This is a genomic window from Richelia intracellularis HH01, from assembly GCF_000350105.1.
Classification (GTDB): domain Bacteria; phylum Cyanobacteriota; class Cyanobacteriia; order Cyanobacteriales; family Nostocaceae; genus Richelia; species Richelia intracellularis.
This window is the reverse complement of sequence record NZ_CAIY01000056.1, coordinates 1-14,183: the sequence shown is the minus strand read 5'-3', so window position 1 is coordinate 14,183 and position 14,183 is coordinate 1. Positions and strand designations below refer to the sequence as shown.

The 14,183-nt window shown below is 31.9% G+C and carries 5 protein-coding genes, 1 tRNA gene and 1 pseudogene; 4 read left to right on the top strand and 3 right to left on the bottom strand.

Annotation, left to right across the window (positions count from 1 at the left end):
• Positions 1-67: 67 nt before the first annotated feature.
• On the bottom strand, positions 68-1,273 hold the full coding sequence (locus tag RINTHH_RS07030; protein WP_008234716.1) for a phosphoglycerate kinase: 1,206 nt from the start codon (positions 1,271-1,273) through the stop codon (positions 68-70).
• Between the two features lie 292 nt (positions 1,274-1,565).
• On the opposite strand from RINTHH_RS07030, the gene RINTHH_RS11385 reads away from it, so the two are divergent.
• Both RINTHH_RS11385 and hisD read left to right on the top strand, forming a co-directional pair.
• Positions 1,566-1,700 (top strand): hypothetical protein, encoded by a 135-nt coding sequence (locus tag RINTHH_RS11385; RefSeq protein WP_008234715.1) that lies wholly within the window; start codon positions 1,566-1,568, stop codon positions 1,698-1,700.
• 2,087 nt (positions 1,701-3,787) lie between these two features.
• Positions 3,788-5,068, top strand: coding sequence for a histidinol dehydrogenase (gene hisD, locus RINTHH_RS07020; RefSeq protein WP_008234714.1), 1,281 nt, complete (start codon positions 3,788-3,790; stop codon positions 5,066-5,068).
• A 965-nt stretch (positions 5,069-6,033) separates the two neighbouring features.
• On the opposite strand, the pseudogene RINTHH_RS10485 reads toward hisD, so the two are convergent.
• A pseudogene (locus RINTHH_RS10485) lies at positions 6,034-6,258 on the bottom strand (DUF3493 domain-containing protein); the annotation flags it as partial.
• Positions 6,259-6,366: 108 nt separating this feature from the next.
• Here RINTHH_RS10485 and RINTHH_RS07015 point away from each other — a divergent pair.
• Both RINTHH_RS07015 and hemL read left to right on the top strand, forming a co-directional pair.
• A tRNA-Thr gene (locus RINTHH_RS07015) sits at positions 6,367-6,438 on the top strand.
• Positions 6,439-7,659: 1,221 nt separating this feature from the next.
• The gene (gene hemL / locus RINTHH_RS07005) at positions 7,660-8,964 is read left to right on the top strand and encodes a glutamate-1-semialdehyde 2,1-aminomutase (RefSeq protein ID WP_008234710.1); all 1,305 of its coding nucleotides are present in this window, start codon (positions 7,660-7,662) and stop codon (positions 8,962-8,964) included.
• A 2,465-nt stretch (positions 8,965-11,429) separates the two neighbouring features.
• On the opposite strand, the gene grpE is transcribed toward hemL, so the two are convergent.
• Positions 11,430-12,107 (bottom strand): nucleotide exchange factor GrpE, encoded by a 678-nt coding sequence (grpE, locus tag RINTHH_RS07000; protein WP_044304833.1) that lies wholly within the window; start codon positions 12,105-12,107, stop codon positions 11,430-11,432.
• Positions 12,108-14,183: the final 2,076 nt, after the last annotated feature.

Sequence of the window (14,183 nt, the reverse complement as noted above, 5' to 3'; positions counted from 1 at the left end):
AATAAAAAGTCTTCGGACTATTGAAAGAAATTCGTTTTGATTCAAAATAAAACTGAAATGATAGGTACTACACTTCATCCAAAGCAGCAATTCCAGGGAGAATTTTGCCTTCTAGCAATTCTAGACTAGCACCACCACCGGTGGAAATATGACTCATTTGGTTTGCTAAGCCAACTTTTTCAACAGCTGCAACAGAGTCACCTCCACCAATAATAGTTGTAGTACCACTTTTAGAAATTGCTGCCAAAGTTCGAGCGATGGCTTCTGTACCAACAGCAAATCTGTCAAATTCAAATACACCCATCGGCCCATTCCAAATAACACTCTTACAATCACCGAGGGCTTCTTGGAAGATTTCTACAGACTCGTGGCCAATATCTAAGCCCATCCAGTTGTCAGGAATATCATTTGCACTAACAGTTTTATAATTAGCATCCGGTGCAAAATTGTCTGCAACAACCACATCAGTGGGCAACAAGAAAGTTACTTTCTTTGCTCTGGCCTTTTCTTCTAAAGACTTAGCTAATTCTAATTTATCTTCTTCTACCAGAGACTTACCTACATTTAACCCGCGCGCTTTGTAGAAGGTGAAAATCATTCCCCCACCAATAATTAACTTATCACATTTTTCTAGCAGGGTTTCAATAACACCAATTTTACTGGAAACTTTAGAACCGCCGATAATTGCAGTCAAGGGGCGTTGGGGGTTTTCAATTGCTGTCTGCAAATATTGCAATTCTTTTTCAATCAAATATCCGGCAACTGAAGGACTTAAATATTTTGTTACACCTTCAGTAGAAGCATGAGCACGGTGGGCAGTGCCAAAGGCATCATTCACATATAAATCAGCATTAGCAGCTAATTTCTTTGCAAATTCAGCATCATTTTTCTCTTCCTCTGCATGAAAACGGACATTTTCTAGTAGAACCACTTGTCCATTTTGCATAGACGCAATTTTTGCAGTTACATCATCACCAATACAATCATTAGTTTTAATGACTTCTTGTCTCAATAGCTCAGATAAACGCTTAGCAATAGGGGTTAGACGCATTTTTTCATTGACTTGACCTTTAGGACGACCAAAGTGGCTTGTTAGAATAACTTTAGCTTTTTTCGCAATTAAGTCTTGAATAGTTGGTAGGGCCGCACGAATACGAGTGTCATCAGTAATCATACCTGCATCATCAATAGGAACATTAAAATCAGCTCTTACTAAAGCACGTTTACCAAATAAGTCGGCAGAAGATAAATTTGCCAAAGTTTTTCTTGACATGGTAGAAGTCTCCTGATTATCTTTTTATTATTGTCTTATAAATGCAAACATCAAAATTCTACCGGACTCAGGGGAAAGGAGGTAAGAGAAATTTTCAAAACAGTTTTATTTTCAATTTATTACAGTCATGGGGTAAGAAAAACCGCTGATGATGCTGTCACCTATACTTTTAACACTTACAGCAGTCGTTTAATAATACTGGGTATATTAGAGGAGTAAGAAGGTAGATATTCATATAGAGAAATTATTTCTTCGCTAGAAAGGAAGAAAACTAGCTTCTATCATTTGTAATATGGCAGATGAAGTAAATACCAACTTGATTGTAATAGGTTGTCGGGGATTAGAACTAACTGAGGAAAGTGCGATATACAGTATTTACAACCGGGCAATTAATCTGTCTTATTATCTAGTAATAATAGTACCTTAATTGGAAAGTTTAATAAGAGGAATTTATAAGGTAAGTCTAAAGGTTTGAAAACCCTCATAGCTGTTGATTTATTCTGAATCATAGTGTGTTTAGTTATTCACAAATTTGGATACAAACTAAACTTGGAGATGTTAAGATCAAAACAATGCTATCTCCAGTGAGTTGAATAAAATTTAGTGAAATTTAAAAATGCTAAGATTAAAAACTAAATATAGACTACAGTAATCTAGACTAAATATTAAAATAGTTTTTATCAGTTATACTGCAAGCATCTTCAATACCAGCAATTAATCTACTAAAACGTATCGGTAAGTTATATCTTTGGTTAGGAAAAAAGCTATGTGAAATTCCATCAGTGAAGTATTTACACAAGTAATATGGTCTAGGATATAGAGTTAAATATGAAAAAGATATTCTACTGCTAATGAGGTTATCAGAATACAAAAACATATAAAATTAAGATAAACAATTATTGATTTAGATAATTGAATATAGTTTAAAGCCATATTAATCATATGATGTACTAAAAAGTAGGAATAAAGTTAATAAGTAGGAAAATAAAAATAGAAACCCTATATGCAAGAATAAGAACCGGAATTTTTCACAAAAATCTGAATTAGGTTAGGTATAAAAAGTAAAATTAATATATTAAAATCGAAAATTTATATAATTTTTTAGAGAGAGGGAACGAAGTATCAAACTATTATAAATTCATATATGATCAGTGGTGTATTTTGTGGAAGTAACAATCAAAAGATTTGATTATCAAAGTCATAATTCACAGTTATAGTTTCTATAGCTTAATACAAGTAGCAACATCTTTATAAGATATATCAGCAAGACAATATAAATATAGTGAAAACCAGAATAGGAGCTGCTCTAAGAATTTCTAAACAGAAGCGAGGATTATTTATACAAAAACAAAAATAAATGTTATGAGAAACAAGTAAAATGAAAGGTGTTAGAAGAATATTAAAAAAAATAGCAACCGGATAGGATAGTAAGTATAAGTATATTTTTTTAAGTTTTGATTCAAAGTTCCATACCTAATAATATCTATGTTCCATGAAATACCATGGATATTAGTTAATTAAGGTACTATTTTGGACTACTACCATAACTAGTTTTGCTTTACCCAATATAGCTTTTAATTTCTATATGAAAAATTAAAAGCTATATTTGATCTATCTGCGTTTTGAACTATATCTTGATATAATTAACTGGTAGCATTTCTCTAGTTAGTCTCAAAAATAGTTATTTCTGAGATTTTTTTATGTAAGGGTTTAAGAAATTTACCAGCTTCCCTTCTAGCTCTATCAAATAATAAATTAATATAATAGTTACCTTAGAGTTAAGAATCCAATATCCACCGGAAATAAATATTTCTGTTTTTAAATTGTCCTAATCAAATGTAGTCATGAAAAATTACCTATCAAGCTTATAAATATTAACTCACTACTTGTGGTTATTTTGATTATGAATACTAACCAGTTTCTCAGAGTAAAACTGTGCATACAACTAAACATATATTATTAACTGGACAACTATAGATGAGTTCTAGCCACAATGATCGGAATTAATTAAAATCTTATAAGTTCAGCTTAGCAGGGATTTTTCTGTGGTATAAAAGCGAGTATCAATCAGATAAAATCAAGCAAAATCCATAACTGTTTTTTACCATTTTACTTACTAGAATAATTAATATCTATAAAAATTGAGTCGTGTTAGCTCAATATACTTTTCTAAGATTATTAATATTAGTTCAGTATGAAAGACAGAGAAGTTAATAAAACTCTTTTATTTTTCCTTCTGAAGTAAAGCCTAATCGTAATATTATTTTTCTATGTAAAAGCATCAACATACTACCAGCTTGCTGATAATTATATATACTTGTTGACATCAAAGAAGTTATATAATGAGATTTGCCTACCAAACTGTTGAATCAACGATTGACTCTGCATTAAGGACTTTTTAATTTATCAGGCTTAGCACTGAGAAGTAATACTAAAACTTTTATACAACCCAAAATATAAAATGATTTCGAACTAGCAGAGCATTATAATAGCACAAAGCCTAGGAATTTGTACATGGACTTCTTGAAAACTACTGACCAAGATTTTGCAGCTAAATTCTCAGCCCTAGTCAACAATCGTCGGGAGTCTAGGGTCGATGTTAGTGTGGCAGTACAAGAAATTATTGCTAATGTCAAAGTACGTGGTGATGAGGCAATTAGGGAATATACTAGCTGTTTTGATAATCATAGTCCTACTTCTTTCGGCTTGAGTCAAAAGGCAATTACTTACTATGCCCAACAATGTTCAGCTGATATAACTACGGCTTTGGAATTTGCAGCTGAACGCATTACTGCTTTTCATCAAAAACAAGTACCCCAAAATTTTGTCTACACTGATTCTGTGGGAGTGAATTTAAGTTTAAATTGGGTGCCTCTATCAACTGTAGGTATCTACGTACCTGGAGGTAGAGCCAGCTACCCAAGTTCTGTACTGATGAATGCATTGCCTGCAAAAATTGCTGGTGTCAGAAGGATTATTATGACTGTTCCCACCCCTAATGGGAAGATAAATCCTGCAGTTTTGGCAGCAGCCCAAGTTGCTGGGATAACAGAAATATACTGTATTGGAGGAGCACAAGCAATAGCTGCCCTAGCTTACGGGACTGCAAGCATAGCCCCGGTAGACAAAATTATCGGACCAGGTAATGCGTATGTTACTGAGGCAAAACGTCAAGTGCATGGCACTGTAGGAATTGACAATATTGCTGGGCCATCAGAAATTCTGGTAGTTGCCGATGATAAGAATAATCCTGAGTGGATTGCCTGGGACTTATTATCTCAGGCGGAACACGACCCTTGTGCCCAGTCAATTTTGATTACAGACTCTATTGACTTTGCCCAAACAGTAATTGATAGTATCGCTGGTATCCTACCATGTTTATCCACCCGAAAGGTTGCAGATGCAAGTTGGAAAGAACATGGTGCTGTTATTGTGGTAGATAATTTAGATGCTAGTATTCCTCTAGTAAATCAATTAGCACCGGAACATCTGGAGCTTTGTGTAGATGACCCACATCAATTAGCTCAACATATCCGCTGTGCGGGTAGTATTTTCTTGGGTAGATATACCCCAGAAGCAATTGGTGATTATGTAGGTGGCCCTAACCATGTATTGCCAACAGCACGCTCTGCACGATTCTCCTCCGGATTAAGTATATATGATTTTATGAAACGAATTACCTACTTAGAATGTGGTAAGCAATCCTTACAAAAAATTGGTAAAGCTGCAGTCATTTTAGCAGAAGCAGAAGGGTTACCAGCTCACGCCAGGAGTATAAGTACCCGTTTGCAGTAAATATAGTCAAGAAATAAGCTGGAGCGAGCTATTTCTTAATTCTTCTCCCTGATTTACCAACTATCATTCACATTTTATGTATGAATCATATGTTCAAAACCTAGCAATTTTTTCATGGTGTAAGTCTCCGGAGTAGGACTTATCATAAAAATAGACTCGGAATAATTTATACAGCATAGACTCTATCCTTATAAATAATATCGTACTTGTAATCTTGAAAGTCGCTTTCCCATTACAGTCAGAGAAAAAAAATTGTGTTTTTTAAAGGTAATTTGATTACAAAGTATCTTAGATAATGGAAATGATACTAGTGATAGATTGACCTAGTAAAGATAACAATATATAAACTGCAATGAAGTGACCCAATAATAAATCTTAGTTCTAGGTAGTATCGTAATTAAATACCAAATCAACATCCATGAAAGTGCTATTCAAAGGACCTTAGGGAAAATAGTTATCCTACTTGGAGACCTACTTGGAGAGTGGGAGTTATAATAAATAGCTAATTACATTTTCCAATTCTACAATTGTAAGACTTTTACCTTATTTTAGAGTAACAAAAAGGATAAAGGATGTTGCTCTCTATTATCTATACCTAACCTATTGACCTAAGTATAAAATTTGATTGGGGTATTTAGTTTTTATTATCCATTTTCTTAACGCTTGATTTTGTCTTGTTATTCATAAACATATATATTTTCTTTCGGGTGATACCAAGCAATTCTCTTGAAAGCATTATTGAATCTTGATTTATATTACATTATTCTCCCCTTATTCTTGCTTATGTATGTTTTTCTAAACTAGCGAAATATTTTCCATTTATTTGCTTTCTCAATTATTTTTATACACAATCCATATTAGAATTGAATAGAACCACTCGTTTCTTTGTTTTATAGACTTTATAAAAAGTTGTAATATATGCACATAAAGTTATGTATAGTTTTCGTCAATGACATATAAATTTTTCATATACTATTTTCCCCATCCCTATCTAAACACCATAAAAATACCATCAGGACTACTAACCCCACTTGCAAAGCCAAATTAGGTAAATGATTGTCAGCATATTTTCCAGCTATTACTCGGAGAGCAAAGATAAATATGTCAATAGAGCCAGAAGTAGCAAAACTTAAATAAAAAAATCTCCTTAATACATTATAGGGTCTTGCAGCTTCAGCTTTAAGATGGGTATATTGTTCAGGGGAGGACTCCTATAAGTTATTAAGTTATAATGATAACTGTAGTTTTTTCCTATCATAATTCTATGATAATTACTGCTATAATTGCTAGCTGTTTATGCCGATGTGGCTCAGTGGTAGAGCACTCGACTCGTAATCGAGTGGTCGCGGGTTCAAATCCCGCCATCGGCTTTGAAAATTATATTGCTTCCTCTGAGCAACCATGTTTTAAGCATTTATGTGTATTTTATTAAATAAATGTAACTACCGAAGTTCAGAATAATAAATGATGAATATCATTCATTATCCTTATGATAGGATTGAAGAATATGAATAAACAAAATATCTGAACGTATTTGTCTAGTATTAAACATAAAACCTGATCAACTAGTAACCTTATCACCGGAGAGAGACTGTAAAATCACGTAGTAATATTTTGGTTTAACAAATTTCAATTCAAGTGAAAAGTATTATATATGTAAAGAATCTACCCTTTTAGTATCGCATCATTTATAGAACTTATTGATATACAGTAGATTAACGCATCCTGCATTGCTGCAAGTATTAGTAATAGTGAGTAGCCCAGAAGTATTTTTTTACAAGCAAAAATACCCAATTAAGTTTAGAATTTTCAGCAAACATTGTCATTGTGAAAGCTATATAAGTAACTTTAGAATTTGATGTAATATCTTTAACAAGGCGATTCACTGAATTTGATCTAGAAAATTCTCGAAACTCAAAAGAAACCCATACTTTTATTACTTCTAATAGCTCCATTCAATATTATGGGATCTTATCAGTTAGCAAATTATTGCAAGTTGTAAAACATAAATACCTCTGGCATCTGCTTTTTATTTTTTTGAAAAATGTTAAAGCTATTAGTAATATTTTACACTTAATAGGTTTCCAAACAGCGCTTAAAAATATTTAACTACAACAATGAGATAATTCACAGTAGTTTGGGTAAGAATTTTTAGGACATTGGAATTAGGTCCATGAGAGGTATAAGAAATACAGTTTTTACAAAAATAAACATACAATACATAGTATTTATGAAGAAAATACTCTAAGTATGACTTGCCTCCCCAATTAAAAGTGAATATGGTATGATAATGAGGAAATATTGATAGTGCTATTGCTTAATAATACCATAAAGAATATAAAAAGTTAAGTTAACTTATTGATAAGTGTAATCTTTTGAAGTAAAGAAAAAGACAGGATAAGTCAAGGTTTTTGTGTATGACTTCATGTTCTACTCTTTACTAGCTTTATTAACCAATTAATTTATTCTTCTTATATCTAAAATGGTCTTGGCTATCCTGATCATCATTTTATATGATGGCAGTTCTAAGGTGATCCTAAGCCTTATTCACAAAATATAGTTTTTCCTTTCTTATTCTTATGGAGAAAGTCTTGGTAAATAAACAAATTAAAACTACGAAATCACAAGAAATTTTTGCAGCAGCCAAACACCTAATGCCAGGAGGAGTTAGTTCTCCTGTCCGAGCGTTTAGATCTGTTGGTGGACAACCAATTGTCTTCGATCATGTTAGGGGTGCATATTTATGGGATGTGGATAGTAATCAATATATTGATTATGTAAATACTTGGGGCCCTGCAATTTGTGGTCATGCTAATCCAGAGGTAATTACAGCCCTCCATGAGGCCTTGGAAAAAGGTACTAGCTTTGGTGCACCTTGTGCATTAGAAAATATCCTGGCGGAAATGGTAATTGCTGCTGTTCCCAGTATTGAAATGGTAAGGTTTGTAAACTCTGGTACAGAAGCTTGTATGGCAGTATTACGATTAATGCGAGCCTTTACCAAGCGAGAAAAAGTAATCAAGTTTGAGGGCTGTTATCATGGCCATGCAGATATGTTTTTGGTTAAGGCCGGATCAGGAGTTGCTACCCTTGGTTTACCTGATTCCCCGGGAGTTCCAAAATCAGTTACCAGCAACACTTTAATAGCTCCTTACAATGATTTGGAAGCCGTTGAATTACTATTTAGAGAAAACTGCAACCAGATTGCTGGGGTTATTTTAGAACCAGTTGTAGGTAATATGGGATTCATTTCCCCAAAAGCTGGTTTCTTAGAAGGACTACGAAAATTAACCCAAGAATATGGGGCTTTATTAGTATTTGATGAGGTTATGACAGGTTTCCGTGTCGCCTATGGTGGAGCTCAAGAAAAGTTTGGTGTTATTCCTGATCTCACTACTCTTGGTAAAATTATTGGTGGAGGGTTACCTGTAGGTGCATATGGTGGTCGTCGTGATATCATGCTAATGGTTGCCCCTGCTGGCCCCATGTATCAAGCTGGGACTCTTTCTGGTAATCCCTTGGCAATGACTGCTGGAATTAAAACCCTAGAATTGCTACAGAGGTCTGGCACTTATGAATACCTTGACAAAATAACTAAGTATTTAGTAGATGGTTTGCTTTTGATTGCAAAAGAAACTGGTCATGCAGTATGTGGTAGTCAAATAAGTGGAATGTTTGGGATATTTTTCACTCCTGGACCAGTACATAATTATCAAGATGCTCAAAAAGCAGATACAAATAAGTTTGGATATTTTCATCAAGAAATGCTGAGGCAAGGAATTTATCTGGCCCCTTCACAATTTGAAGCTGGTTTTACTTCCTTAGCTCATACTGAGGCAGATATAAAGAAAACGTTACAAGCTGTACGTAATGTAATGTCTAATCTTTCAAAATAGGTTAATTAGGTTCAATGGATAGTTTGGTTATTATATTCCCTATTGCCATAAATTTTCCTAGGATTCATTTAGTAAGTTAATAAATCCCTTCAAAATATTGGAGGGGTTGTTTATTTAATAGCTAAGTATTAATTATTAAAAGCTATAGTAGGTCATCTAGGACGAATTTATAACTTAGATGCTCTTATCGATTATGAAACCTAAAGTGATATTAGGTTTCATAATAATATGTGGGAAAAATAATCAAGAAATAAGTATTTAATACTATGTCAGAATCAAGAGCAGTAGAGTCTTTGAGAAATAAAGGATAATAGAATATTAATAAATGACTATATGAAGATAATACTAAACATTAAGCAATCGTCAGAATCAAAAATAATTGATACCACATATAAGTAAAGAGTTTGATAGTAAAGTATTTGATATTTTACTAGTAAACTTCAACAAAGGAAAGTCAATTATTAACTACTTTTACATTACAGACACTGTAATGTAAAAGTAGATTACTATTATTTGAATAAAGGTACAGATTACAAACACTATGGCATTAATAATGACTTAAACATTAGGGAGAGTACTAGGTCGAAAAAGTCCACCTTGTCTATTTTACCAGATATAATTAATTTTACGTATAGTTCCTTAATAGTTATTGAGAATATGTCACCTGTAAAGATCTAATAATACATTGAGGTGAAGCATCTTAACTATTCTTACATTCTCTTTTTCTAGTACTCAGGTTATCCATATTGACTGCTTCCATATGTTCTATATTTTTAACCGCAATGATTTTATTTCTTAAATATAATATTTGAATTGGTAGTATTTTTATCTGTAGATACAGATTTCCCCTACTAAGGTTTTCATATATTCTGCAACAGTACTAGAATTTCCTTTTAAAGTACTTTACATAATTAAAAGTCCAATTATCTGCTTGATGTATAGTTACTATATATTCAAAACATTACCTATTCTAGTTAGACAAAGTTCTATTTCCCAATATATATGTTTAATTGCATTAATATTTAAACTACTAGTATTAGTAATTTATGAACTCTCTTCTTTAACTTTTTATTTATCTTCAGTATACATATTAATAATCCCCATTGATATTAATCACAAATTATCAAACCTATAGAATAGCAATGAGGTTAGGAAAGAGCCTTGTTCAATCCAACTCTTTTTACTTTTTAGTAAATTTATTTTCCAAGAAAGTTGTCTATCTACTATTATAGAAAATACCTAAGAATTATTATTGGGAATGATAGTGTTACATTCAATAATTTTCTAATTACATCTCCTAGAATTTGAATGATAAGAGTTAGGAGATAATTTCCATTATTAATCATTAGCCTGATATTCTATCTTCCCAGTTTTAGTAGCTGCTTACAAAAACATATAAAACTATGATGTAAAAAAAAATCTAGTCCTGGGATTTTGTATGAAGATAATTTTAAGTAAAATCTTATATTAAAAACATGCAGTCTATACCTTAAAGATATTAATTATACCCCCTTATAATTATCTAACTAATGAAGATATTTTCAGCAATTGGAAATAGTCAATTATTTAAATTTAGTCCATCTAATTTGGATTTTAATCCCCTTATATATAACTAATAATGTAAGGAGCCATAGATAGGAGATTATAGAAATTTATTCTATATGGGAAGCTGAATTTTTGTATTATTTGCGGTTACTAGTAATTTTTTTATATCAAGTTGTCATGATTAAAAGCCTAATTATAGTTTTTCTTATGCCCTAAAGATGTCAATCATGTAAGAAAAAATATATTTACCACAGTTATTAAAATTATTAGAGTATGTATTCCTTCAAAATTAACACATACTCTAATAATTTTATCTCAACCCTCCAAATAATCTTACGAAACCACTAATAAATTTCTCAATACCATAAATTGTATTTTTGGTATTGAGAATAGCCTGCTGTTGGTATCATTATTCAACAAAAAATTTTCTAATTTTTCTAAAATCCACAATAATTGGAGTAATTCAACTTCCTTAAGAATTAAAAATAACTAGTAGTTTTCCATATTCCAGAACTGCGATATAAATATTAGTAATTTCAATGTCTAACCCGATATTTTTTTTAGTCAGTATTTATACTAAAATTAATTTAGTCTACTAAGATTTAATGTAGACTAGTATACGAAAGTTAATTTAAGTAACGGTAAAATCTTTCCCTTATTTTATCATATTTATTAACTTATTGATAATACTTAAACTCAATAGTCAAAAAGTCTAATCAAACAAGTCAATTAGTTAAAAGTTTGTGACTGGGAAAAGGCTAAAGGTTAAAAACTCCTTTTCCCCTGTCTTCAATTATTGAGGATAGCTAGGGCATACCTCTAACAGCCAAGTTGACTAGGCGAATTAACAACAAATAATTGGCAGTTTGCCATAGAAAGTACAAAGTACCTAGCTGAATAGTTTAATTTTATAATGTTAATCATTTATCCTCAGAAAGTTGACTTTCCTCCTTTATAGAGGATGTGTCTTCTGGCGAAACAGATACTTTGACCATTGCATGGCGCAGTACACGGTCACCTAAGTAATACCCACGTACTAACTCTTCTAGTACTGTTCCTTCAGGATGTTCATCCGTGGTTTCTCTCATAGCCGCCTCATGGATCTTGGGATCGAAGGGTTGCCCTTCAGAGCGCATAGAAGATACACCTAGACGTTTCAGACTATCTACTAGTAGTTTATAAACACCTTGATAACTCTTATGTATATTCATTTCCCCATCATTTTGGGGTTTTATTTGTGACCTAGCTCGTTCAAAATTATCAATTACTGATAGCAATTCGGTAATTGTATTATGCTTGACTTGTATATCCAACTCTTCTTTTTCTTTCTGGGTACGCTTGCGGTAATTTTCAAAATCAGCCACAATTCGCATGTACTGAGTGCTGCGTTCTTCTAGTTGTATTTTCAAAGAATTAATTTGTTTAGTCATTTCTGCCATGGCAGAGGATTCAACAGCACTATCATCAGATATATTAGTGACATTGCCAGTATTTGATACGCTTGCATTTTCTCCAGTTTCTATCTGGGGTGTTTCTATTTTACTTGTTGCTTCATCAAATTCATTATTATTAATTTGGGATGCGGAGTTATTAGTCATTTCTCACTTTACCTCTGTTTCTTCAATCAATTCCTCTAAAATACATGGATTCTGTAATCATTATTCCAGGCATTGTATATGTCAACTATGTAGTTATCATATTAACTACAGTTACTACTTCCATATTCCCTTAATATTGCTACGTGTTCCCGATAGTATCAGGGGAAAGTATTTAAGGGAAAATATGTTAACATCAACTCTTGTATCACCCTCTGACAAGCATTGTTGGTTTGTCAGAGTGGTAAGACAAATATGGGTTTATGTTGCCAATATTTCTGGGAACTACACCACCATACTCTATTGTGACAAATAGTGAACTCCTCAAGATTAAACTCATTAGTGGGTTTTATGTGATTGTAGGGGTACTTTTCTAGAATTCGCGCACCAACTAATATCAAGTTTACCTAAACGCCTGGCAAGATAATATCGGCAGGAAAAAGGCTTTACCCATAGATTTTTGTAAAAAATAAAAAATCAATAATTTGACTTAAGCTATTAGAATCAAGCAATCTTGATGTTTATATAACTATCAATTGATATCAAATTAAAAGTAAAGCTCTTTCCAAAGAAGGTATCAAACTGAAAGATTAATGTTAGATAGAACAAAAATCTAATGCAATAAAGTTATTCAGTCAACTGAGGTTAATTTGATTACTAAACTAACCAGGTTTTCTATTTCCAGCTTTAGAGTGGTTGATTCTAAACTAGTGTTTAACTCTAGCATTAAATCAGCACGTTTTCCTGCTACTTACTAAAGATGCTATAGATATGTGAATCATTCCTAATCCTAATAGTTTCTTACCGTAGCCATAATTACCAAGGGGCTTTTAGTATATAATCCCCATTGACTCTGAGTGTTGTTAGGCGAAAAGTTTTTGTAGATATTTGACTTGACAGAGCCATAGTTCACTTATGGCCGGCTATTAGCCAGTAGTAAGCTTTTATAGATGTAGTTGTCAAATTTATATATGAGGATCATTAATTTTCTAGTGATAATTCATTTCTATCATTACTTCAATATAATCTGACTTCAAATATTTGACTAATATACTGACTATATTAGGATATGATGAAAACGCATATAAGCCCACTTCATGCTATTAAATAGATTTTTGGTCTATCTGTTCTTGGAGTTTTTTAATCCCACTTCTTTTGTACCTTGATACCATTGTATAATCCTATTAGTTTACACATTTACTTCTGTAGTTTACTACTTTTCCCATAAGACTATTATGCATTATGTTGATTTTGGTAATTTTAATAACCATCAATTTGACCGCAGATGTTTAATTGTATTCATTTCCAATATCCTCTATTTTAACTATATGTTTATCAAACCCATCCTGAATTTTCTAATGTATATATAGTTATGGATCAAAGGTGCAATAATACCCTGTAAAATTATCATAAACCTTTGAATATAGGGTTTTATTATCAGTTGTTATTTAATATTTTAAAGAACATATACAACTTTATGATTTTGCGATTAAATCTATAAATTAGTGATTATTTCGCCACAAAATTATTCTTAGATCTACTTACTCTATAGGTCTTTGCTTTGTAGACAGTAGTCGCGTGACTCTCCCATACTTTGGTATGATAATCTGATGCTAGGATTTTTTTATACATTTATTTAACAGATATTTTTATTCTTCATTCATCTATTCAATTGTTATGAATACAATGAAATAGATGAGGTAATATCAAATAATTATGATTGCTGTGATAGGATCTTTTCACTGAGTCTTATTCATGATTATATCTCTGCAAGTCATTTAATAAGGTTATGGCTTTTGTCAGAATAATACTAATTTTTTTTAACAGTGATAAAATTTATTGTATTAGAGAGATTCAAGAAAATCTGAAGCAAAAATTATTATCAGAATTGCTTTATTATCCAGAATGTAAAATAATATCAATTTTGGGCTAACTTCTATGTAAAAATAGAAAACTGATTTGGATAAGATTTATTTTAAATATAAAAGTATATTTACCTAAGATTTTTTAGATCTATTAAATGCTGATATCCAAATTATGATAAGCCTGGGAACATTATTTAGAAAATTTTGAAAAGTC